The organism is Methylocaldum sp. MU1018 (assembly GCF_053646775.1).
Genome location: NZ_CM132195.1, coordinates 390,046 through 412,902, shown reverse-complemented (window position 1 = coordinate 412,902; position 22,857 = coordinate 390,046). Strand labels below are relative to the sequence as shown.

Genomic DNA, 22,857 nt, shown 5'->3' with positions numbered 1-22,857 from the left:
AATGCAGCCGATACCGCCGGATCAGCGATTTCCCTTTCCGCCGCTGGAAACGGCGGGGAACGCCACGCTTGCGGCGCGCGCCCTCTCGCCCCCTCACCTTCGTTGCCCGCCCATCGATCCGGAAACCTATCGATGGCTGGAAAGGCGGGTGGGACGCTGCCATCTCAACCAAAGACTGGGCATCGAGCATGATTTCGAGGCCCGGGTGTTCGGTCAGGGGCGCACCTTGTTCCACATCGAGAACTGGTACTCCGTTCACGGCCTGATGCGCCATGTCCTGAGGCTCTTGTGGCTGCACGGGCGCGGCCGGGAAAACGCCCGGACCATACAAATCCGACGCAACGAGATCAAGCTGGAGCGGCTCCCCCGAGCGTTCGACGGCTTTACCTTGCTGCACATCACCGATCTTCATCTGGACATCTCCGAAGACATGCCCGATGCGCTCATCGAAGCCGTGGGCCGGGTCGACGGCTACGATGCCTGCGTTCTGACCGGCGATTTTCGTGCGAAAACCTTTGGCCCATACGAACCGACGCTGACCGCCATGCGGAAGGTTCGTCCGTTTCTGAAAGGACCGGTCTATGCAGTTCTCGGCAATCATGACACCATCCGCATGGCGCCCGGACTGGAAAACCTCGGCATCCACATGCTGTTGAACGAATCGGTAGCCCTCGCCCGCGGCGATGCCAGCATCTATCTCGCCGGCATCGACGATCCGCATTATTACCGCGCCGACAATATCGAAAAGGCGACCGATCAAATTCCCGAGGAAGCGGTTTCCATTCTATTGTCCCACTCGCCGGAAACATACCGGCATGCGGCCTATGCCAGCTTCGACGTGATGTTGAGCGGCCATACCCACGGCGGCCAGATTTGCCTGCCCGGACGCATCCCCGTCATGCTCAACGCGAAAGCCCCGAGAGCGTTCTGCAACGGCCCCTGGCGCTATCATTCCCTGCAAGGTTATACCTCGGCCGGCAGCGGGGTCAGCATCGTGGACGTACGGCTGAATTGCCCGCCCGAAATCACCCTGCACCATCTGCGTTGCGCTTGATCAATAAGGTTGCTGGCGTATGCGGAGCTGGAAGAGAACGCGCGAGAGCGCCAGCTCTAAGCCTATGAAAGCAGCGACGAGAGCGGCGACGCAGGACAATTCCAAGCCCAGCTCGGCGCGCACCGCAAGCAGCGGAAACAAGGATTCGGGAATCTGATCCAATCCGAACGCCATGCCGCTGGAAGGAACGCCGAGACGCCGCTTGACGAAACTGGAAAAAAGATCGCCCGACATGGCCGCGACGCCGATCCAGAGCCCCAGTTCGACGGGAAGCCCCAAACCCGCGGCGGCCAGTCCCGTGGCGGGAATCGCGGCGACGAGTCCCCGCCAGGTCTTCGACGAGCCGAACAAAGGACGCCGGTCGAGGAAATGCGCGCCGCCGTCGATCGGCCATGCCAGGCGTTCGCCCAGCCCCTTTTTGAGCAATATGGGAGCGCCGTTAGCGGCCATCAGTAGGAACAGAAGCTTGAAAGCCAGCATCATCACCTAGAGCGGCCGCACCAATCGACCGATGAGATACATCCTAAATGATCCGCCGCCGCGAAGAAACACGCGCCTTCGGAGGATGAACCGGGAACCGTTCCCTCCCCCGCATCGAATTCACGAATTCCGCCGCGTCAGCTCAGGAGCACCGCCACCAGGCCCGTCATGAAGATGCCGTCGAACGTGCCGGCGCCCCCGATCGAAGCGATCGGAGCCGCCATGCGGCGGATGTCCTTCAGACGCAGCAGGTCGGCGCCGATCAAGACCCCCAAAGATCCCGAGATATAAGCGAGAGGAGCCCGATACTCCTCTCCCAGAAAAATGGCGGCCAGCGCCGCCGAAAGTGGCGCGACCAGGATCGGCATGCCGATGCCGAGTCCCGGAATGGGCCGGCTCATGACATAGCTGACGCAAGCGACGAATGCCGTGGCCGCCACGATATGCAGAGGCGGAATATCGTAGTTTTTGATCAAGTACAGCGAGAACAGCACCGGTACCAGGCAACCGCCTACGTTGACCGCGACCTGGGTGCGCCCGGTAAACGGCACGGACGGGCGTCGCAACAGGCCGTACCCTATCCTTTCGACCGGCGGCGGCGCGGACACGCGCAGCGTAAACAAAGGCAAATTGATGGCGCTCCCGAGCAAGGACGTTATCAGCAACGTCAGCGCTGATTCGGGATTCAAACCGAGTTTCTGGAAGGTTAACGCGATCAGCCCCAGCTTGATGCTGAAGGTGATCCACAGCAGCAACCCCAAAAAGAACAAAAAAAACAAAGGCGAAAACGGTGATCGCACGAGCACGGATCCGGCTGATAAAAAGGCCGCGGGTTCAATTCCCGCGGCCTATTGAAGATTATTCCACTTTGATTTTTTGACGCGCGGAGCCGGCCACTTTGGGAATGGTCAGTTCGAGCACGCCGTCTTTGAAGCTGGCCTTGGTCTTATCGCCTTCCACCCGGCACGGCAAACGAACGGTGCGCTGGAATTCGCCCCGGCTCAACTCGCGCCGGTAATACTGACCCTTTTCCTCCTTTTCCTCGTGCTGGGCCGTGGCCCGAATCGTCAGGGAATTATCCTGCAACGAAACGTCGAGATTTTCTTTGACGACGCCCGGCAGTTCCGCGCGAACCGCCAATTCCTGTTCGCGATCGATCACATCCACCCGGGGCACGCGGCCGCCGAACAAAGGCTCCCTTTCCGGCCAGCCCCGCCCGAAAAAGAACGGCTGCATCCAGTTGCGCCGCACCTCGTCGAACCATTGCTCGATTTCATCGAAGGGGCTCAAGAACTGTCCCTGCTGCGGTTGGACCATTTCCTTGCCGGTGGTTTTTTTGGTTTGGCTCTCTTGCTTATCGGTCATGACATTTCCTCCTTTACATCACACGAAGCCAAGTCCGCATATCGGACCCGATCAAGACATCAAAACCGAACCATCGATTTGTGAAATAAGGTTGCCTATGGCCGTTTTCAACGATTTTGAAGGATCATGGCTTTTCGATAGGCCTGCAACATTCGACTGCGTCTCGGGTCAAAGTGTTGCCTTGCGAAGGTCGTTTCTTCGGTCTTTTCGTCCGCTCGCTTCGCGCGGCGCAGTACCGCTTTTGCATCACTCTTTCTTATTCGCTACTCTAGCTTACCGGATTAACAACCGCTATCCCTTGATGGAAATCCTCATATTGGTCTTTCTTTTCCTATTGAATGGCGTATTCGCCATGTCGGAAATGGCCATAGTCTCCGCCCGAAAAATCCGCCTGCAACAATCCGCCCAAGAAGGCCATTCCGGCGCCAAGATCGCCCTTCGACTGGCGAACGAGCCGTCCCATTTTCTTTCCACGATTCAGGTCGGCATTACATTGATCGGAATCCTCAGCGGCGCTTTCGGCGAAGCCGCCATTTCCGGCCGACTCGCCGCCTATCTCGAACGGTTTCCGGAAATCGCCCCTTACAGCCACGGACTCTCGCTGGCCGTGGTGGTCATCGGCATCACTTATTTTTCTTTGATCATAGGCGAACTGGTCCCCAAACGGCTGGCGCTGCAAAAGCCCGAAAAAACCGCCATGGTGATCGCCCGGCCGATGCGCTTCATTTCTCTGGTGGCTTATCCCCTGGTCAAGATCCTGAGCCTGTCGACGGACTTCATCCTGCGACTGTTCAGAGCCCGGCAACCCGAGGAACCGCTGATCACTGAAAAAGAAATCAGGATCATGATCGAACAGGGTACCGAAGCTGGCGTGTTCCATAAATCCGAACAGGAGATGGTTTCGAACGTTCTGCGCCTGGACGATCTCCGCGTCGGAGCGATCATGACGCCCCGCATGGATATCTATTATCTGGATATCAAGGATTCGTTCGAGGAAAACCGCCGCAAGATCATCGATAGCCCCTACTCGAGAATTCCCGTGTGCAAAGACGGGATCGACAACGTCATCGGATTCGTCCAGGCCAAGGATCTTCTGACCAAAGCCCTTCTCGGCGAAAGCATGGACCTCGGCCGATTGATCAGGACGCCGCGCTACGTCCCGAAGTCCCTCAATCCCATGCAATTGCTGGAGGAGTTCAAACGCTCGAAGACGCCCATGGCTTTAGTCGTGGACGAGTACGGCGAGGTTGCCGGACTGGTCACGCTCAAGGACGTGATGGAAGCCATCGTGGGCGACATCCCCATGGCCGAGGGAGAGGAAGAACCCGAAGCGGTTCAGCGGAACGACGGCTCCTGGCTCTTGGACGGAATGCTGAGCACCGCGAAATTTAAGCAGCTTTTCGATCTGGAAGAACTGCCCGACGAAGCGACCGGTAATTTCCACACGATAGGCGGTTTCGTCATGCTGCAACTCGGCCACGTTCCCCGCGCCGCCGACCATTTCGAATGGAACCATCTGCGCTTCGAAGTGGTGGACATGGACAAAAACCGCGTAGACAAACTGCTGGTTTCGCCGGTCGATCTCGATTAACCGGCGATGTTCGGCCGCTGCCCCGATCAGCGCAACTCGCTCTTCGCGGCGCCGCAGCGTTCGCACCGATACACGGTGACCAACCTGCCCTGTTTCACGTCGAAGGGCTTCTCCTGCGCCACTTTCCATTTGTGAAATCCGCTGCGGCACAGGGTCTTGCCGGCATGCTTTTCCGACGGCTTGGGCCGTCGGAACTTAACGACGTTGTTCATGGATCGATGCTCCTCAAGCGAGGGAAAAAAGGGTTCTGAAGGTCAGATTGATGCGCTCGGTCTTCGGCTCCCGCGTCTTCGGAACCGAGTGCCGCCAGCCGTGCTGCAAGCTCCCGCCCATGAGCAGCAGACTGCCGTGAGTCAAACGTATGTCCAGCGTTTCTCCGGTCTTGTTGTGGCGCAACTTGAACAGTCGTTCGGCGCCGAAACTCAGGGAGGCGATAAACGGATTCGGCCCGAGCTCTTTTTCCTTGTCCGCGTGCCAGCCCATCGAATCCTGGCCGTCTCGATAGAGATTGCCGAGCACGCTGTTGAAGTTCCGCCTGCAAAAACCTTCCACGCGGCCCTTGAGCATCAGTAGGATTTCGACCCAAGGCAAGGGGATATGGTCCACGCCCGAATAGCGATAAATTGCGCCGGGATCTCCGTACCAGCACATAAGGCGCGGCACCTTGACCCGCCGGCCGACGATCGTAATCTCCTCTTCCTGCCACGCCAAATCCCGCCGCAAGAGCGCATGAAACGAATCCGCCTCCGCGCGGGGAATAAAACACTCGACGAAATAAAGCTCGCCGTCGCGAGGGGCGAGATTCGTCATGGGCACGCGACTCATCGAGCTTGACCTATTTTCAAGAGGCAGACGGCTCAAAGCCCCATGCGGTCCATCCGCTCCACCAAGCGTTGCAGACCGTCCGAAATCAGCACGGGATACGGCGCGGACTCCTCGACGGATTTCAGCGCGGGCGGCAATCGCTGCAATTGATCCCACAGCCGTTCCCGCATGACGGCAAGCGATTCCTGCGCGCCGAGGCGCTTGCCCTTCGTCATGACCTGGCGAAGCAGCGGTTCGCCGCCCGTACGAGGTTCGCATTCTTCTGCGATGACATCGTGCAGCATTTGGCCGCCGTTGCCGTAATGGCGGTACGCCTGCTTACATCCGGGCCAGTTCTCCTTGCCTTTCGACCGCTTGCGTCTGGGCCGTCCGGCATATTCCTGTAGTTTGTACGCGCAGTTCAAGTAAGGCATGTCTTCGGACGTCGTCATGCGCGTACCGATCCCGAATCCGTCGATGGGAGCCCCCGTCTCGAGCATATTCAAGAGTGCGTGCTCGTCCAGATCGCCGCTGGCGAAAATGCTGCACTCGGAAAGCCCACCCCGGTCCAGAATCGACCGCACGCCCTTGGCCAACTCCGCCAGATCGCCGCTGTCGAGACGCACTCCTTTTATAGGAATATTTCTCGCGGCCAGCCTGGAAGCCAGAGCGACCGTTTTTTTGGCGGCATCCAGAGTGTCGTAGGTATCGATCAGGAGCAGCACGTTGCCAGGCAGGCTTTCCGCGAACCGCTCGAATGCCTCCGCCTCGTCGTCGTGAGCCATGATGTAGGAATGGGCCATCGTGCCGTAAATCGGGATGCCGAACAGTTTTCCGGCCAGAACGTTCGACGTGCCGTCGAAACCGCCCAGATAAGCGGCGCGGGCTGCCATCAGCCCGGCCTCGGCGCCGTGGGCGCGGCGCAGCCCGAAGTCCACCAAAAGCTTGCCGGGCGCGGCGAGCGCCGACCGAACCGCCTTCGAAGCGATCAGGGTCTGGAGCTGAACGATATTGATCAAGCGGGTTTCGACGATCTGCGCTTCGGAGATCGGCGCGGTTATCCGGGCGATCGGCTCGTTCTGAAAAAAAACCGTTCCTTCCGGGATGGCGTAAACATCTCCGGTGAAGCGAAGGCCGGACAAATAGTCAATAAACTCGGGCGTGAAGTACCCTAGAGTTCTGAGCCATTCGCACTCTTCGTCGGCAAACCCGAAGTTTTCCAGGAACCCGACGAGTTGCTCCAACCCCGCCGCGACCAGGAAATTACGCTGCGGCGGGACCTTCCGCACGAACAGTTCGAAGGTCGCCGTGTCGGACATGCCCTCCCGATGGTAGGCCTGCAGCATGGTGAGCTGATAAAGATCGGTAAGGAGCGCGCTGTTCCCGTTCATGCCGTCATCCGATCCTGCGATATCAGGCGAGCCCCCAGGCGCGCCATCTCGCTTACGGCCTTTTCGCCGTCGCCGGGATTCCGGTCGATGGCCTTGATCGCATCTTCCAGCACGTAAACCCGAAACCCCAAGGCCAAAGCGTCCTTGACGGTGTTCAGGACGCAATAATCGGTTGCCAGGCCGCCGACGAATACCGTCTCCACGCCCTTTTGCAACAAGCGGTCGTGAAGATCGGTGCCGGAAAATCCCGAGTAAGCCTCGGCATCTTTTTGGGTCGCTTTCGACACGATCTGAACGTCGGGCGGAAGTTTCAAAGATCCGGCGAATGCCGCTCCCCATGTCCCGGCGATACAGTGCTCCGGCCAAGGGCCGCCTCGATCGGTAAAGGAGCAATGTCCTCTCGGATGCCAGTCGCGGACGGCAAAAACAGGCGAACCCGAACGGCGGAAGCGTTCGATATACACATTGAGCGGTCGAATCACTTCGTTGCCATGAGGCACCGCCAGGCGGCCTCCGGGCAGAAAATCGTTCTGAACGTCGGCAACGATCAGAGCATCCTTGGATGTGAGCAGAATTGTCGGGCTATTCATAGTCATAAGTAAGACGAGATTCGCTCGTATCGCATCATCCGGCGTTTGAACATTTATTGTAAACGGTCTATCGCTTTAAACGCCTTTCACGCCGGTATTGAAGGTATCTGGCCCGCTCAAACGCCAGGACTTATAATTCTTGGGCGTCCGGACACGGCACCAAGTTCAAGCCTTCGGCGAAAGCGGCATCGTCCGCTTTGAACTTTGGCGCAATTCGTCGCTGTTGGTTCAGAAGATGTCGCAATCGCGGCAGCTCCGGAAATCCGTGTCGAAAACCACAGCATTCACATATTGGGTGTGACCATGGCTAAAATTGTCTTGAAAGTATCGGGCATGAAGTGCGGCGGCTGCGAAAACCAGGTTCAGGACGCCGTCAAATCCTGTGTCGGCGTTTCAGCAGCCAAGGCCTCCCACACGGCGGGCTCGGTCGAAATCGATTATGACGAAACGAAAACCGACCTGGCCTCGGTCAGAAAAGCAATCACCGAAAAAGGCTTCGCCGTCGGCTGAAAATACCGTCGCAGAATGGGATAGAGCCGATCGATTTCGCGGAAAATGCCAAGCCGGACGCCGATCGAAGCCGGCTCGGAAAATGGTCGGCGCGCCTGCGCCCCGGCGAGACCATTCTTCGCGACGACCGGTACCGCCATCACAAATCCCACACGCGACGAGATAGCGGCCTCCGGCCCAAGCCGGCATTCGGATTCGGAAAAGCGCCAATGGATACATGATGGAATGGCAAATCGCGCCGCACACCTGTCTAACGTCTAGAGACTCGCGGGCAAGGACAAGCCCCCGCTCTTAGCGTCACGGCTCGATACTCAAATATCATAAAAAGGGTAATCACATGAAAACGCCTGCGCATATCGCCGTTACCGGAGCGGCGGGGCAAATTAGTTATGCATTGCTTTTTCGGCTGATTGCAGGGGATTTGCTGGGCGACGATCAGCCCATCGTATTACGTTTACTTGAGATTCCCGAGGCCCTTTCCGGACTGGAAGGCGTCAGAATGGAACTGATCGATTGCGCCTCGCCCTTGCTCCATGACGTGATCGTGTCCGATAACCCCTATGTGGCGTTCGAAGACGCCGACCTCGCCTTTTTGATCGGCGCCAAACCGCGAGGCCCCGGCATGGAGCGCAAGGATCTGCTGAGAGTGAATGCGGACATATTCGCCATCCAGGGCCGGGCCCTCAACGCCGCCGCCAAGCGAAGCGTCAAAACCCTGGTAGTCGGCAATCCCGCCAACACCAATGCGCTGATTACGCAACACAACGCGCCCGACCTTCCGGCGGAAAGTTTCTCCGCGATGAGCCGGCTCGATCACAATCGGGCGGTGAGCCAGTTGGCTCTGCACTGCGGTTGCCCGGTGCGCGATATCAAAAGAGTGATCATCTGGGGCAATCATTCGACGACCCAGTATCCGGACTTGCAGCACGCGCTGGTTCAGGGAAAGCCGGCTTTAGAACGGATCGAGCGGAACTGGTACGAAAAGGAGTTCATACCCACCATACAGAACCGGGGCGCCAACGTGATTCAAACGCGCGGAAAGTCGAGTGCCGCTTCGGCCGCCAACGCGGCGCTGGACCATATGCGCAACTGGATATTCGGCACGCCGCCCGGCGATTGGACCAGCATGACCGTGCGCAGCGACGGCAGTTACGGCATCACGCCGGGCCTGATGTTTTCCTATCCGGTGGAAATCGAGCACGCGAAGTACCGGATCGTGCGGAATCTCGATACCAGCGAGTTTGCCCGCGCAAGACTCAAGATAACGGAGGCCGAATTATTGGCCGAGCGTGAAGCCGTGCGGCATCTTCTCAATTAAGGTCGGGCGAGGCGCCGGAAGCTTCGATTCTACGGCGGACGCGATGGGATTCCGTCCGCCGCGGCCCGATGAAAAATCAGTTCGCCACCATCAGCAATTCCAGCAAAGCCTTTTGCGAATGCAAGCGGTTCTCCGCCTCGTCCCAAACCACGCTTTGCGGACCCTCCAGCACTTCGGCGCCGACCTCTTCTCCGCGATGAGCGGGCAGACAATGCATGAACAGCGCATCCGCCGCCGCCAGCTTCATCAAAGCCGAATCGACTTGATAGCCCTGGAAGGCGCGCCGGCGCTGCGCCTGCTCAGACTCCTGCCCCATGCTCGCCCACACGTCGGTGACCACCAGGTCGGCGCCACGCACCGCATCCGCCGGATCGCGCAGCAATTCCACCCGGTCGCCGCCCCATTCGATCAGCGCCGGTTCGGGCTCGTAGCCCTCGGGGCAAGCGATCCGGAGCTTGAAATCGAGCATTTCCGCCGCGTGGATATAGGTCTGGCACATATTGTTGCCGTCGCCGATCCAGGCCACCGTCCTGCCGGCGATATCGCCGCGGTGTTCCAAATAAGTCTGCATGTCGGCGAGCAACTGGCAGGGATGGAACCTGTCCGTCAGGCCGTTGATGACGGGAACTCGCGAATAGGCCGCGAAGGTTTCGACCGTTTCGTGGGCGTGGGTGCGAAGCATCACGGCATCGACCATCCGCGAGACGACCCGGGCGGAATCTTCGATGGGTTCGCCCCGTCCCAACTGGGTATCCCTGGGCGACAGAAAGATCGCAGCGCCCCCGAATTGCACCATGCCGACTTCGAACGACAGCCGCGTACGGGTGGAGGATTTCTCGAACATCATCCCGAGCACTTTGTTTTTCAGCGGCTCGTACGGGCTCTTGAGGTGCTTGAGTTCGATGGCCCGCCGGATGAGCGTTCGAAATTCGCCGCCGCTCAAATCCAACAGAGTAATCAAATGACGTGGCTTCATAGGCTTTCTCCGACCCCATGGGCCGTATGGTCGGCGACCAGATCGGCGATGCCTTCGATCAGCGCCTTCTCTTCTTCGTCGTTCAAAACGAACGGCGGCAACAACCGGATCGTTCGATCCGCCGTAACATTGATCAAAAAGCCCCGGCTCAGGGCCTGGACGACCAGGTCGGCGCAAGGGGTATCGAGCTCGATACCGATCATCAGACCTTTTCCGCGGACCTCGACGACACGGGAGTTGCCGGCCAGTTTGCGCCGGAAACCGGCCAACAGGCGCTCGCCCAATACCGCCGCGCGCTCCACCAGCCGGTTTTCGGCGATCGTCCGGAGCACCGCCAGCGCGGCGCCGCACGCCAAGGGATTGCCGCCAAAGGTGGAAGCGTGCTTGCCGGCGGTCAGCATGTCCGCCGCGATACCCCGCGCGAGACAGGCGCCGATCGGCACGCCGTTGCCCAAAGCTTTGGCCAGGGTGATGACATCGGGCATGATGCCGTGGTGCTGAAATCCGAACCACTTACCGGTCCGGCCGATGCCGGTCTGAACCTCGTCCAGCATCAAGAGCCAGCCGCGCTGATCGCAGACGCGGCGAAGGCCGGGCAGGAAATCGTCCGGCGGAACGCGCACGCCGCCCTCGCCCTGGACCGGCTCGACCAGAACGGCCACGACATTCGGATCGGCGACGGACTCGACGGCGGCGACGCTGCCGTACGGCACCCGCAAGAAGCCTTCGACCAGGGGTTCGAAACCGTCCTGCACCTTGGGATTACCGGTGGCGCTCAAGGTCGCGAGCGTGCGCCCGTGAAAGCTGGCTTCCATGACGACCACGGCGGGCCGTTCGACGCCGCGATGATGCCCGTAACGGCGGGCGATTTTGAGGGCCGCCTCGTTCGCTTCGGCGCCGGAATTGCAGAAAAAGGCGTTCTCCAGTCCGCTCAGGCGGCACAGTTCGCCGGCAAGCTGCTCTTGCGGCTCGATTCGGTAGATGTTCGAGGTGTGCAGCAATTTGCCCGCTTGCTCGCAAATGGCGCGGGAAATGGCCGGATGGGCGTGACCCAGGCTGCATACCGCCACGCCTGATATGGCGTCCAGATAGCGCTTGCCTTCCGTGTCCCAAAGCCATGCGCCCTCGCCCCGGTCGAACGTTACCGGCAGCCGGGCATAAGTCGGCATTACCTGACTGGTCATCGGTTCTCTTCCCAAAAATAAAAAGGCAGTCGCAAGACTGCCCTGAAAATGAAGGCAAACATTATAGTAAAAAAAAGCACCGGCACAAGCGCTGGGGTGCTCGCGGCCGGATAGCGGCAACCAGCCCGGTTGCCGGGCATTTTCCGGCATTCGGGCATGACGATTCCTGCAAAAGGAACCGCGCCGCCGAAACCCGGCGACTTTTTCGCCGGATCGGCTGTCTTAACGAATAGCGGACCATCCTCATCAGCAACGATGTCCATTACTGGAAAGGAGAACCGAGTTATGGCGGATCGACCGTTTTTGACCGATGTCAAAACCCTGCGGGAGCGTGCGAGACAACACATCGAGCAGGGCGCGGTGACTCCGGGCTACAAGGCCGACCGGGAAACCGTGATCAGACTCCTCAACGAAGCGCTGGCCACCGAAACCGTATGCGTGCTTCGCTACAAGCGCCACTACTTCATGGCGACCGGCATCAATGCCCAAAGCGTCGCCCAGGAATTCCTGGAGCATGCCAACGAAGAACAGGCGCACGCCGATCGCATCGCCCAGCGCATCGTGCAACTGGGCGGAGAGCCCGATTTGGCGCCGGACGGGCTGTCATCGAAAAGCCATTCCGAATATGTAGAGGGCGAGTCGCTGGTCGATATGATCAAGGAGAACCTGGTCGCCGAGCGTATCGCGATCGACAGCTATCGGGAGATCGTCGAGTATCTCGGAAACGACGACCCCACCACCCGTAGCCTCATGGAAGAAGTTCTGGCCGACGAAGAGGAACATGCCGAGGATTTGGTGAGCCTACTTCAGGACTTGGGGCCGTAGGCCGAAAGAAGCTCAGATCTCCGCCAGATTGCCTTTTTCCTCGAGCCAGATCTTGCGATCGGCGGCGCGCTTCTTGGCCAGGAGCATATCCAGGCGCTCGTCGGTCGCTTGCTGCTCTTCGAGGGTCAGTTGCACCAGCCGCCGGGTATCGGGGTTCATCGTGGTTTCGCGAAGCTGCGACGGATTCATCTCGCCCAGGCCCTTGAAGCGCTGAACGTTGATCTTGCCCCTGATCTTTTCCGCCTCGATCCGGTCGAGCACGCCTTTTTTTTCCGCTTCGTCCAGAGCGTAATAAACGTTCTTGCCCACGTCGATGCGATACAGGGGCGGCATGGCGACGAACACATGCCCCGCCGCCACCAAGGGCCGGAAATGACGGACGAACAGCGCGCACAGCAGAGTGGCGATGTGATTGCCGTCGGAATCGGCGTCCGCCAGCACGCAGACCTTGCCGTAACGCAGCCCGCCGAGGTCGGCGGAACCCGGCTCGACCCCAATCGCGACGCTAATGTCGTGCACTTCCTGAGACGCGAGCACACCGCCCGAATCCACTTCCCAGGTATTGAGAATCTTGCCGCGCAAGGGCATCACCGCCTGGTATTCCTTGTCCCGCGCCTGCTTCGCGGAACCGCCGGCGGAATCGCCTTCCACCAGGAACAACTCGGTCAACTGCATGTCCTGGGAACTGCAATCGGCCAGCTTTCCGGGCAGGGCCGGCCCCGCCGTGACCTTCTTGCGGGTCACCTGACGACTGGCCTTGAGCCGCTTCTGGGCGCTCTCGATCACCAATTCGGCGATACGCTCGCCGATGGCGGGATGCTGATTGAGCCACAGGCTGAACGCATCCTTCACCACGCCGGACACGAATGCCGCGCATTCGCGGGAACTGAGCCGCTCCTTGGTCTGGCCGGAAAACTGCGGCTCCTGCATCTTGACCGAAAGCACGTAATGGCAGCGCTCCCAGACATCTTCCGGCGCGATCTTGATACCGCGCGGCAGAAGATTCCGGAACTCGCAGAATTCCCGCACCGCCTCGGTCAACCCGGTGCGGAGTCCGTTGACGTGAGTTCCTCCTAAAGGCGTCGGCACCAAATTGACGTAGCTCTCGGTGACCGGCTCGCCCGCCTCGGGCGTCCAGACCACCGCCCAGTCGACGGCTTCCTGATGCCCTTCGAGGTTGCCGACGAACGGCTCTTCCGGCACGCACTCGTTCGATCCGATACGGTCCAGCAGATACTGTGGAAGTCCGTTCTCGTAGTGCCATACTTCCTCTTCGTTGGCCTGTTCGTCCTTTAGCGTGATTTTGAGCCCCGGACACAGCACCGCCTTGGCGCGAAGCAAGGCTTTCAGGCGCGGAACGGCGACGCGCGGCGTATCGAAATAGCGGGCTTCCGGCCAAAACCGGACCGTGCTGCCGGAATCCCGCTTGGCGGTCGTGCCGATTTCGCGAAGCTCGGAGGTTTTTTCGCCGCGGGCGAAACTCATCGCGTAGATTTTCCCGCCCCGGCGCACTTCGACTTCGAGGCGGTCGGACAGCGCGTTCACGACCGAAACGCCGACCCCGTGGAGTCCGCCCGAGAAGCGGTAATTCTTGTTGGAGAACTTCCCGCCTGCATGCAGCTTGGTCAGAATGACTTCCACTCCCGAAACGCCGAGTTCCGGATGAATGTCCACCGGCATCCCGCGCCCGTCGTCCCGGACTTCCACTCCGCCGTCGGCCAGCAGCCGCACTTCGATGGATTTCGCATAACCCGCCAAAGCTTCGTCGACGCTATTGTCGACCACTTCCTGGACCAGGTGATTCGGGCGAGCGGTATCGGTGTACATGCCCGGCCGCTTCCGCACCGGGTCGAGTCCCGAGAGGACTTCAATGGATGAGGCGTCGTAGATTTCGTTCATGAACACTCTAAGGAGTCGATTACAACTACATCGCCTCCAAAATCGCCCGTTTCACCGAATCCAGGGTCGCGTCCACCGTCGCCGGCTGGGCCGAGCACTGGGCGATGGCCGTGTCGGGGTCCTTGAGACCGTTGCCGGTCAGAGTGCAGACGATGGTGCTGCCTTCGGGAATCCGGCCGGACTTGATGTCGTGCAAGGCGCCGGCCAGGGAAGTGGCCGAGGCCGGTTCGCAGAAGATGCCTTCCCGTTCCGCCAGAAGTTTCTGTGCCGCCAGGATGTCCTCGTCGGTGAACGGCGCGAACCAGCCGCCCGATTCCTTTTGCGCGCGCCAGGCGCCGTCCCAGGACTGCGGATGCCCGATGCGAATCGCGGTGGCGACGGTTTCGGGATGGTCCACGAACGCGCCGCTGACGAAGGGCGCGGCGCCCGCGGCCTGATAGCCGCACATGACCGGTCGTTTGTCGGTGATCGGCGCATGGGTTGCGGTGCCGAGAGCGTATTCGCTATAGCCCTTCCAATACGCCGTGATGTTCCCCGCGTTGCCCACCGGCAGACAGTGATAGTCCGGGGCGCGGCCGAGCGTGTCGACGATTTCGAAAGCGGCGGTTTTCTGCCCTTCAATGCGGTACGGATTGATCGAGTTGACGATCGTTACCGGCGCATGATCCGCAATCTCCTTGACCAACTGCATGCCGGCATCGAAATTCCCGTTGATCTGGATCACCTTGGCGCCGTAGATCATGGCCTGGGCCAGCTTGCCCATCGCGATCTTGCCCTCCGGGATCAGCACGAAGGCGGTGATGCCGGCGCGCGCGGCATAGGCGGCGGCGGCGGCCGAGGTATTGCCGGTGGAGGCGCAGATGATGGCCCGACTGCCCTCGTGCACGGCCTGGGTCACGGCCATGGTCATGCCGCGGTCCTTGAACGAGCCGGTGGGATTCAAGCCTTCGAACTTGACGTAAATATCCACGTCCTTGCCGACCAGCTTCGGGATGTTGATCAGTTGGATCAGCGGCGTGTTGCCCTCGCACAGGCTGATGGGCCGGGTGTCCGGGGTTACCGGCAGGCGGTCGCGGTATTTTTCGATGAGGCCGGTATAGCGGGTCGAATATGCCATGATGAGTCTCTAAGCGATTTGTTTAAAACTTGATTATTTTGCTCGATCGCGCCAGTAACCGGGCTCACGATGCAAGTGGGCAATGCCTACAAACCGGACATTCAATGAACGGAATACTTCGCCATCACATCTTCTATCGAGACGGATTCTATTTTTCCGGAGCGATAGTCTTCCAGACGCATTTCTGTCTCTTCGGCCCACAATTTATCGATGGCCTCATCCGACCGGTCGAGGCTATTTAAAACGTGTTCGACCAATTCGATCCTTTCGCCTGGCGAAAGGGATAATGCCTTCTGAATCAATTCGTTCGTGGTTGCCATATTTTTTCTCCAGGGCGTGCCGGACTAGGCTGTCAAGGAGACCGCTACCCCAGCGTTTCCAACCGAATCCGCTTCACCGGTCCGTTGATGGCGGACAGCGCTTCGATTTCGCGGACGGCGTCGTTCAGCCTCCGCTCCTGGACCTTCTGCGTCAGCATGATGACGGGCAGATGACGTTCGCCTTCGGGCGGTTCCTTCTGGATAACGGCCTCGATGCTGATGTTGTGATTGGCCAGGATGCGCGTCACGTCGGCCAGAACGCCGGGTTTGTCCTCGGCGCTGAGGCGGAGGTAGTACGCCGTTTCGACATCCTCGATGGGCAGGATGGGAATGTCGGAAATCGCCTCGGGCTGGAACGCCAGGTGCGGTACCCGATTCTCGGGATCGGAGGTCAGCGCGCGCACCACGTCGATGACGTCGGCCACGACCGACGAAGCCGTGGGCTCGGCTCCCGCTCCTGCGCCGTAGTACAAGGTCGGACCCACCGCATCGCCCTTGACCAGCACGGCGTTCATGACGCCGTTGACGTTGGCGATCAGGCGCCGCTCGGGAATCAACGTCGGATGCACCCGCAGCTCGATACCTTTTTCGGCGCGGCGGGCGATGCCGAGCAGTTTGATGCGATAGCCCAGGGCTTCCGCATAGGCCACGTCGAGGGCCGTGATGCTGCTGATGCCCTCGGTCCAGACCTTGTCGAACTGGAGCGGAATGCCGAAGGCGATCGATGCGAGAATCGTCAGCTTGTGGGCGGCGTCGATGCCTTCCACGTCGAAGGTGGGATCGGATTCGGCATAACCCAGCGCTTGCGCTTCCTTGAGCACGTCCAGGAAATCCCGCCCTTTTTCGCGCATCTCGGTCAGGATGAAATTGCAGGTGCCGTTGATGATGCCGGCCAGCCACTCCACCTTGTTGCCCGAGAGCCCTTCGCGCAACGCCTTGATGATCGGAATTCCGCCGGCCACGGCCGCTTCGAAAGCCACCATCAAACCCTTTTCGCTGGCCTTGGCGAAGATCTCGTTGCCGTGCAACGCGATGAGCATCTTATTGGCAGTGACGACGTGCTTGCCGGCGTCGAGCGCCCGCATCACCAGATCTTTCGCCGGATCGACGCCACCGATCAGTTCGACGACGATGTCGACCTCGGGGTCGGTGACGACTTCATAAGGGTCCGTAGTCAATCGGATGCCGGTGGTGTCGCAAATCCTGGAACGGTTGGGGTCTCGAGCCGCCACCACGCCGATGTGGATTTCCCGGCCGGCTCGCCGCGTGATTTCGCCGGCGTTCCGCTTGAGGACCTTGACCGTGCCGCCACCGACCGTGCCCAGACCGAGCAAACCGATATTTACGGGTTTCAAGACGATCTCCTGTGTAGCAATAAAAATGCCTAAATTATACCGAGTTATCCTTGCGCATCATATGCCGTATGCCGCGGATCGCCTGGCGGGTGCGGTGTTCGTTTTCGATCAGGCTGAAGCGAACATGATCGTCTCCATACTCGCCGAAGCCGATGCCGGGCGATACCGCCACCTGAGCTTCGAGCAGCAGTTTCTTGGCGAATTCGAGGGAGCCCAGATGCTTGTACTGCTCCGGAATCGGCGCCCAGACGAACATGGTGCCCTTGGGTTTCTGAACCGTCCAACCGATGTTGTCCAGCCCCGCGCACAAGACATCGCGGCGCATGCGGTAGGTTTCGCGGATTTCGGCGACGCAGTCCTGAGGACCTTCCAGGGCGGCGATCGCGGCCACTTGGATCGGCGTGAACGTGCCGTAGTCGAGATAGGACTTGATGCGCCCTAGGGCCGCGACCAGTTCGCGATTGCCGCACATGAAACCGACTCGCCAGCCGGGCATGTTATAGCTCTTGGAGAGCGTGAAGAATTCGACCGCCACGTCGCTCGCGCCCGGCACCTGCAGGATGGACGGCGCGGTGTAGCCGTCGAACACCAGATCCGCATAGGCGATGTCGTGCACGACCCAGATTTTGTACTCCCGGGCCAGCGCGACGACCTTCTCGAAGAACTCCAGTTCCACGCATTGCGTGGTCGGATTGCCGGGGAAGTTCAGGATCAGCATCTTGGGCTTGGGCCAGGAGGTCTTGATGGCTTTCTCCAATTCCTCGAAGAAGTCCACGCCCGGCGCCAGCGGCACATGGCGCACGTCCGCTCCCGCCAAAACGCAGCCGTAGGGATGAATGGGATAAGCCGGGTTCGGCACCAGCACCGCATCGCCGGGGCCCAGAGTGGCGAACATCAGATGGGCCAGGCCCTCTTTCGAACCGATGGTGACGATCGCCTGGGAATCGGGGTCGAGGTCGACGCCGAAACGGCGCCGATACCAACCGCAGATCGCTCGGCGAAGACGGGGAATGCCTTTGGAAACGGAATACCGGTGGGCGGTTCCCTTGTGAGCCACTTCGACCAGTTTGTCGACGATGTGCTGCGGCGTGGGGCGGTCGGGGTTGCCCATGCCGAAATCGATGATATCGACACCCTGGGCACGCTCCTTAGCCTTGAGTTCGTTAACGATATTGAAAACGTAGGGAGGCAGGCGCTTGATACGTTGAAATTCTTCCATCCAGGACTCTTTGAATAGGGATACTTTTTAAAGCGGAATGAGTGGGCGCGTGGCCAAACGACTTAAAGTACCGATGCACTTTTAGCCTGTCAACGGCGCTTTAGGGCGGAAAGTCTAGCCGAGCGCGGCCGGCCGTGGGAAACTTCGTCTACGAACATTCATCGCCCCACCCATGAAGCCCTCACCTCCCATCGTCTTGTGCTTGTCGGGACACGATCCGACCGGCGGCGCCGGCATTCAGGCCGATATCGAAACCGTTTCCCGACTCGGCTGTCATCCCTGCTCGGTCATAACGGCATTAACCGTTCAGGACACGCATAACGTCCGCAAGGTCTTGCCGCAGAACGCCGAAGACTTTCTGGAGCAGGCGCGTACGGTGCTTCGGGATCTTCCGGTCGCCGCCGTCAAGATCGGCCTGCTCGGAAGCGTCGATATCGTTCACGCGGTGCGCGAACTGCTCGAGGCCGCCGCCGGCATTCCGGTCGTCCTGGATCCGATTCTGGCGGCGGGAGGCGGAGCGAATCTGTCGAACGAGGCGCTGATCGACGCGTTGAGACAGGCGCTGATCCCGCGGGCGACGGTGCTGACGCCGAATTCCCCCGAGGCCAGAAAATTGACGGGGACGAGCGATCTGGCGGATTGCGCGCGAGAACTCCTCGCACTCGGTTGCCCGAACGTCTTGCTGACGGGAACCCATGAGGACGATAGCGAAGTCGTCAATCGCCTGTACCGCGCTTCCGGCTCGAAAACCTATCGCTGGCCGCGCTTGCCGGGAAGCTATCACGGCTCCGGCTGCACCCTGGCATCCGCCGTCGCCGCCGGGCTGGCCCGCGGCCGGGATGTCGAATCCGCCGCATCGGCGGCTCAGGATTTCACCTGGCGAGCCTTGAACGCGGGATTTCGGCCCGGCCGCGGCCAATGGCTCCCGAACCGGCTTTGTCCCGCGTCATCGAAAAGCCGTCATCCCGCGACCTGAATGCGGTCTACTACGTCGTGTACGCCGGGGATGTACCACGCATCGAGCACGGCCAGGCGCCGCTCCTCGTCGCTGGGGAGATATCCTTCCAGCGTCACCGTGCCCTGTTCGGCCGTGACATAAAGCTGCGACTGGTGAACCAAGGGATCCTTTTCCAGCACCATGAGCACGGCGTCGGCCAGTTCGCCGCCGGTTTCCCGCTCGGGGGGGACGACGTGCAGCAAGTTCTCGACCGCTTCGCAGCCGGCGGCCCACCATGCGAGAACTTCCGCAAAGCGGCGATGGGATAGGCTGAGCACGTTGCCCGACAACTTCACGGTGCCGTCCCGCACGTCGATCTCGATGCGCTGTTCGCCCCAGTCGCCTTCGCTGCGGTCGGGCCACTCGCTGCGGCCGACGCGAATCGTCTCGAGGCGGTCTCCTTCGCGCACGTAGAGGCCGCAATCCCGGAAAACCGGCTCCTGCTGCAGCAGATTGACGACCTCGTCGCGCAGTCCGCCCGCCTTCTCGGACGGCGGTACGGCGATACGCAACCGGTCCACGACCGGCGCATTGTCCGCGTGGCGATAGGCAACGGCGTGCGCGATCCGTTTTGCCGCGATATCGCCGACCCTGCCTTCCAAGACGAGGGCGCCGTCCTCGACGCCGATGCGGATGGGATAATCGTGCAGATTGACCCGGGTGTCGTGTTCCAGGTCGGCCAGCACGGCCTTGATTCGATCATCCTGCGGATGGGTCGGCATATATCGCTCTCCTTGACTCCGAACTGTACGAGCCCTGCCCGTCGACGCGCGGATCCCGGCTAACCCACGACGTGGTGCTTTCCTTCCACCGTCACCGAACTCGCCTGAGGGCCCTGCTCGCCCATTTCCTCGACGAAACGGACGGGGTCGCCGATGCCTAATTTGTCGAAATCGCCCTGCACCACGCTGTTCCTATGGAAATAAATCAGGCGACCGTCGGGCGTCTCGATCATTCCGTAATCGCCCTCCGGATTGATCTGGGCAATGTTTCCGTGGGGCACGATCTCGTGGGTTTTGATGTCCTGCCGGGTCCGCCGGTTGTAATCCTCCAGTTGTCGGCGGGCGGCGTCGAAAGCGTCGCGGATCGCCACGTAAGCGTCTTCGTGCGCATGATCCTTGCCCGGATCGCGGCTGACCACCAACTCGTCGTTCGGCACGGTGATATCGATTCTGACATGGTAGGTATTGCCTTGCCGATGATGCCGATGCAGTGCTTCGACCATCACCCGGCAGGACATGATGCGATCGAAGAACTGATCCAATTTCGCGGCGCGATCGCGAACCGCTTGCTCCATAGCCTCGGACGGCTCCATGTTGCGGAAAGAAATCTGTAACGGCAGTTGCATGCTCTTACTCCTGAAACCGGACGGGGCGCGGCTTTTCGATACGCCCTAGTTATCCACAGATTTTGCAAAAAAGCATGACGTAAAAGCCCGTACCCGCCGCCCGGCCGGGGCCTTCCCCGGCATGGCGGCGGGTACGGGCAGAGATCAGCGCGACCAGTTCACCCTGAGAAGAAACTCCTCTTCCTGATAGGAAAAATCGAGATCGCCTTTATAGGCGTTCTGGATCGCCTGCCCGGCCGCCCTGGCAAGCTGGGGATCGGTGAAGGTGATCAACGCGCCGCCATCCTGCTCCTCGACGGCCATGATGCGTTTTAAGGGCCGTTCGGCCTTTTCCCTTTCCTCGATATTGCGGACGAGATGCAGAATCTCATCTTTGTGCCGGGCGAAAAACTCGCCCATCAGGGTGAGAAATCCGGCCGGGCATTTGTCATGGATGCGGTGGCAGGCGGGACACAGCGCCTCGTTTGCGCCCGCGGGCGCTTCGGACCACTGCCAGCGGCCGTCCTGATAAACCGCCCGGCATTCGGAGCAAGCCGTGGGCTCCGGCAATTTTTGCCGTATCTTATAAGTGTCGTGCTCATGCTCGCGGAGCAAACGGTCTCGCCGCTCTTCGCGGTGCAGATTGGGGGGTTGGGTCATGACGAAATCTCCTTCTCGAGTGCGGTCGAAAGTAAATCCGAAACAATACCGTCCTGCGCCTGCGGTCGACGGCGAATCATCGTCGGGGACCGAGGCACGGACCTCGCGCGCGGACGACGCCTTTCCGGCCGAAAGCGGACGACGTCGTTTCCACTCGTTCCGGCGGCGATTTCAGGCGAAAATAGCCGTCATACATTGGACATTCGAATCGCTAAAAACCGTGAACCTTCGCATCGTCATCGCCCAACTCGATTTTCTCGTCGGCGACCTCTCGGGCAACGCGCGCCGCGTTTTGGACGCCGCCCGCGAGGCGCGCGACCGGCTTCAAGCCCACGCCGTGGCGTTTCCCGAACTGGCCCTGACGGGCTACCCGCCCGAAGACCTGATCCTGCGCCCCGATTTCGTGGCTCAGGCCGCGCGCGTCCTCGACGAAATCGCCGGCCAGGTGAACGGCATCGACGTGATTCTGGGTTTTCCGGAAAAACGGAGCGGGATGCCTTACAACAGCGCCGCCGTGCTGCGGAACGGCAAAATTCACGCGATCTACCGCAAGCAGGCCCTGCCCAATTACGGCGTGTTCGACGAGAAACGTTATTTTCTGCCCGGTTCGGAACCCTGCGTGTTCGACTTGCAGGGGATACCGGTGGGCCTCACCATTTGCGAGGATCTATGGCAGCCCGGCGCCGTGGAGCAAGCCGCGAAAGCCGGCGCCAGACTGATCCTGAACCTCAACGCCTCGCCCTATCACGCCAACAAGACCCGGGAACGCGAAGCGGTCGCCCGGGAGCGCATCGCGGCGACCGGCGTGCCGCTGATCTATGTCAACCTGGTCGGCGGGCAGGACGAGCTGGTCTTCGACGGCGCGTCGTTCGTGATGAACCGGGAAGGCGCCGTCACCTGCCGCGCCCCGGAATTCGAAGAAACCCTGACACCCGTCGATTTTGCCTGCGGCAACACGGTGGAACCGATCGTAGACGGCATCGCCGAACCGCTGCCGGAGATCGAAAGCATCTACAAAGCCCTCGTCATGGGCATCCGCGACTATGTCGGCAAGAACCGTTTCGAAGGCGCGGTGCTCGGATTGTCCGGCGGCATCGACTCGGCCTTGACCCTGGCGCTCGCGGCAGATGCCCTGGGAGCCGGCAGAGTCGAGGGCATTTTGATGCCGTCGCGCTACACCGCGGCCATGAGCATCGAGGATGCCCGGCTCGAGGCCGAAACGCTGGGCTGCCGCTATCACACCATTCCCATCGAACCGGCCTTCGACGCCTTTCTCGACATGCTCGAGGAAAGCTTTGCCGGATTGCCTCCCGACACCACCGAGGAAAACATCCAGGCGCGCTGCCGGGGCATCATCCTCATGGCGTTTTCCAACAAGAAGCGAAAAATCCTCCTCACCACCGGCAACAAGAGCGAGATGAGCGTGGGCTATGCCACCCTCTACGGCGACATGGCGGGCGGATTCGCGCCGCTGAAGGACGTGCCCAAGCTGCTCGTCTATCGGCTGGCGGAATATCGCAACAGCCTTTCGCCGGTCATCCCGCAGCGGGTGATCGAGCGCCCGCCCTCCGCCGAGCTCAGGCCCGACCAGAAGGACGAAGATTCGCTCCCGCCCTACTCGGTGCTGGATCCGATTCTCGAACTGTACGTGGAGTACGACAAATCGGTGGAGGATATCGTCGCCGCCGGATTTCCCGAGCGCGAGGTCAAGCGCGTGGCGCAAATGGTCGATCGCAACGAATACAAGCGCCGCCAGGCGCCGCCCGGCGTCAAGATCACGCGCCGCGCTTTCGGCCGGGACCGGCGCTATCCGATCACATGCGGATACGGGCGGTAGCGCGGCATCCCGGTCGATTTCCGGCAGCCGGCTCAAAA

25 protein-coding genes are annotated in these 22,857 nt (G+C 60.5%); 7 read left to right on the top strand and 18 right to left on the bottom strand.

Going from position 1 to position 22,857, the window contains the following annotated elements; translation table 11 throughout:
• Position 1 precedes the first annotated feature (1 nt).
• Positions 2–1,054, top strand: a complete 1,053-nt coding sequence (locus ACWJKU_RS01925; RefSeq protein ID WP_454145345.1) for a metallophosphoesterase — start codon at positions 2–4, stop codon at positions 1,052–1,054.
• Here ACWJKU_RS01925 and ACWJKU_RS01920 read toward each other — a convergent pair whose 3' ends face one another.
• The 3 genes from ACWJKU_RS01920 to ACWJKU_RS01910 form a co-directional block, all read right to left on the bottom strand.
• Positions 1,055–1,537, bottom strand: a complete 483-nt coding sequence (locus ACWJKU_RS01920) for a CDP-archaeol synthase (RefSeq protein WP_454148007.1) — start codon at positions 1,535–1,537, stop codon at positions 1,055–1,057.
• Between the two features lie 134 nt (positions 1,538–1,671).
• Positions 1,672–2,334 (bottom strand): DUF1614 domain-containing protein, encoded by a 663-nt coding sequence (locus ACWJKU_RS01915; RefSeq protein ID WP_454145344.1) that lies wholly within the window; start codon positions 2,332–2,334, stop codon positions 1,672–1,674.
• 58 nt (positions 2,335–2,392) lie between these two features.
• Positions 2,393–2,899 (bottom strand): Hsp20/alpha crystallin family protein, encoded by a 507-nt coding sequence (locus tag ACWJKU_RS01910; RefSeq protein WP_454145343.1) that lies wholly within the window; start codon positions 2,897–2,899, stop codon positions 2,393–2,395.
• A gap of 301 nt (positions 2,900–3,200) precedes the next feature.
• Between ACWJKU_RS01910 and ACWJKU_RS01905 the strand changes: the two genes are divergently transcribed.
• A complete protein-coding gene (locus ACWJKU_RS01905; RefSeq protein WP_454145342.1) occupies positions 3,201–4,490 on the top strand; it encodes a hemolysin family protein in 1,290 nt (429 codons plus the stop codon).
• A gap of 26 nt (positions 4,491–4,516) precedes the next feature.
• Here the strand turns inward: ACWJKU_RS01905 and ACWJKU_RS01900 are convergent, their stop codons facing one another.
• From ACWJKU_RS01900 to ACWJKU_RS01885, 4 genes are read right to left on the bottom strand one after another with little or no spacing between them, the layout of a single operon-like run.
• A complete protein-coding gene (locus ACWJKU_RS01900; RefSeq protein ID WP_454145341.1) occupies positions 4,517–4,702 on the bottom strand; it encodes a hypothetical protein in 186 nt (61 codons plus the stop codon).
• 13 nt (positions 4,703–4,715) lie between these two features.
• Positions 4,716–5,300, bottom strand: a complete 585-nt coding sequence (locus ACWJKU_RS01895) for an alpha-ketoglutarate-dependent dioxygenase AlkB family protein (RefSeq protein ID WP_454145340.1) — start codon at positions 5,298–5,300, stop codon at positions 4,716–4,718.
• Between the two features lie 47 nt (positions 5,301–5,347).
• On the bottom strand, positions 5,348–6,685 hold the full coding sequence (locus ACWJKU_RS01890) for a nicotinate phosphoribosyltransferase (RefSeq protein ID WP_454145339.1): 1,338 nt from the start codon (positions 6,683–6,685) through the stop codon (positions 5,348–5,350).
• The gene (locus tag ACWJKU_RS01885; RefSeq protein ID WP_454145338.1) at positions 6,682–7,281 is read right to left on the bottom strand and encodes an isochorismatase family protein; all 600 of its coding nucleotides are present in this window, start codon (positions 7,279–7,281) and stop codon (positions 6,682–6,684) included. Before ACWJKU_RS01885 ends, ACWJKU_RS01890 begins: the two co-directional genes overlap by 4 nt.
• A 198-nt stretch (positions 7,282–7,479) precedes the next feature.
• Here ACWJKU_RS01885 and ACWJKU_RS01880 point away from each other — a divergent pair, with 198 nt between their 5' ends.
• Positions 7,480–7,785, top strand: a complete 306-nt coding sequence (locus tag ACWJKU_RS01880) for a heavy-metal-associated domain-containing protein (RefSeq protein WP_454145337.1) — start codon at positions 7,480–7,482, stop codon at positions 7,783–7,785.
• A 337-nt stretch (positions 7,786–8,122) separates the two neighbouring features.
• A complete protein-coding gene (locus ACWJKU_RS01875) occupies positions 8,123–9,103 on the top strand; it encodes a malate dehydrogenase (RefSeq protein WP_454145336.1) in 981 nt (326 codons plus the stop codon).
• Positions 9,104–9,179: 76 nt separating this feature from the next.
• On the opposite strand, the gene argF is transcribed toward ACWJKU_RS01875, so the two are convergent.
• The 3 genes from argF to ACWJKU_RS01860 are packed head-to-tail and all read right to left on the bottom strand — an operon-like array spanning position 9,180 to position 11,526.
• On the bottom strand, positions 9,180–10,079 hold the full coding sequence (argF, locus tag ACWJKU_RS01870) for an ornithine carbamoyltransferase (protein WP_454145335.1): 900 nt from the start codon (positions 10,077–10,079) through the stop codon (positions 9,180–9,182).
• Positions 10,076–11,263 carry an acetylornithine transaminase gene (locus ACWJKU_RS01865; RefSeq protein ID WP_454145334.1) on the bottom strand — a complete coding sequence of 396 codons (1,188 nt, stop codon included), beginning with the start codon at positions 11,261–11,263 and terminating at the stop codon, positions 10,076–10,078. Before ACWJKU_RS01865 ends, argF begins: the two co-directional genes overlap by 4 nt.
• Complete coding sequence (locus ACWJKU_RS01860; RefSeq protein ID WP_454145333.1) at positions 11,260–11,526, bottom strand: hypothetical protein; 267 nt, start codon at positions 11,524–11,526, stop codon at positions 11,260–11,262. Before ACWJKU_RS01860 ends, ACWJKU_RS01865 begins: the two co-directional genes overlap by 4 nt.
• A 22-nt stretch (positions 11,527–11,548) precedes the next feature.
• Between ACWJKU_RS01860 and ACWJKU_RS01855 the strand changes: the two genes are divergently transcribed.
• Positions 11,549–12,088, top strand: a complete 540-nt coding sequence (locus ACWJKU_RS01855) for a ferritin-like domain-containing protein (protein ID WP_454145332.1) — start codon at positions 11,549–11,551, stop codon at positions 12,086–12,088.
• 12 nt (positions 12,089–12,100) lie between these two features.
• On the opposite strand, the gene parE is transcribed toward ACWJKU_RS01855, so the two are convergent.
• From parE to alaC, 5 genes are all read right to left on the bottom strand, one after another.
• Complete coding sequence (parE, locus tag ACWJKU_RS01850; protein WP_454145331.1) at positions 12,101–13,987, bottom strand: DNA topoisomerase IV subunit B; 1,887 nt, start codon at positions 13,985–13,987, stop codon at positions 12,101–12,103.
• Positions 13,988–14,012: 25 nt separating this feature from the next.
• Positions 14,013–15,104 carry a threonine synthase gene (gene thrC, locus ACWJKU_RS01845; RefSeq protein ID WP_454145330.1) on the bottom strand — a complete coding sequence of 364 codons (1,092 nt, stop codon included), beginning with the start codon at positions 15,102–15,104 and terminating at the stop codon, positions 14,013–14,015.
• Positions 15,105–15,205: 101 nt separating this feature from the next.
• Entirely contained in the window at positions 15,206–15,424 is a 219-nt protein-coding gene (locus tag ACWJKU_RS01840; RefSeq protein ID WP_454145329.1) for an addiction module protein, read from the bottom strand.
• A 44-nt stretch (positions 15,425–15,468) separates the two neighbouring features.
• Complete coding sequence (locus ACWJKU_RS01835; RefSeq protein WP_454145328.1) at positions 15,469–16,779, bottom strand: homoserine dehydrogenase; 1,311 nt, start codon at positions 16,777–16,779, stop codon at positions 15,469–15,471.
• Between the two features lie 34 nt (positions 16,780–16,813).
• The gene (gene alaC / locus ACWJKU_RS01830; RefSeq protein WP_454145327.1) at positions 16,814–17,998 is read right to left on the bottom strand and encodes an alanine transaminase; all 1,185 of its coding nucleotides are present in this window, start codon (positions 17,996–17,998) and stop codon (positions 16,814–16,816) included.
• 172 nt (positions 17,999–18,170) lie between these two features.
• Here alaC and thiD point away from each other — a divergent pair, with 172 nt between their 5' ends.
• Positions 18,171–18,974, top strand: coding sequence for a bifunctional hydroxymethylpyrimidine kinase/phosphomethylpyrimidine kinase (gene thiD / locus ACWJKU_RS01825; RefSeq protein WP_454145326.1), 804 nt, complete (start codon positions 18,171–18,173; stop codon positions 18,972–18,974).
• Here the strand turns inward: thiD and ACWJKU_RS01820 are convergent.
• The 3 genes from ACWJKU_RS01820 to ACWJKU_RS01810 form a co-directional block, all read right to left on the bottom strand.
• Positions 18,959–19,717 carry a BON domain-containing protein gene (locus ACWJKU_RS01820; protein ID WP_454145325.1) on the bottom strand — a complete coding sequence of 253 codons (759 nt, stop codon included), beginning with the start codon at positions 19,715–19,717 and terminating at the stop codon, positions 18,959–18,961. The genes thiD and ACWJKU_RS01820 overlap by 16 nt on opposite strands.
• 59 nt (positions 19,718–19,776) lie before the next feature.
• A complete protein-coding gene (locus tag ACWJKU_RS01815; protein ID WP_454145324.1) occupies positions 19,777–20,343 on the bottom strand; it encodes an HPF/RaiA family ribosome-associated protein in 567 nt (188 codons plus the stop codon).
• 144 nt (positions 20,344–20,487) lie between these two features.
• A complete protein-coding gene (locus ACWJKU_RS01810) occupies positions 20,488–20,982 on the bottom strand; it encodes a BCAM0308 family protein (RefSeq protein WP_454145323.1) in 495 nt (164 codons plus the stop codon).
• Positions 20,983–21,202: 220 nt separating this feature from the next.
• On the opposite strand from ACWJKU_RS01810, the gene ACWJKU_RS01805 reads away from it, so the two are divergent.
• Positions 21,203–22,819, top strand: coding sequence for an NAD+ synthase (locus tag ACWJKU_RS01805; protein WP_454145322.1), 1,617 nt, complete (start codon positions 21,203–21,205; stop codon positions 22,817–22,819).
• Positions 22,820–22,857 lie beyond the last annotated feature (38 nt).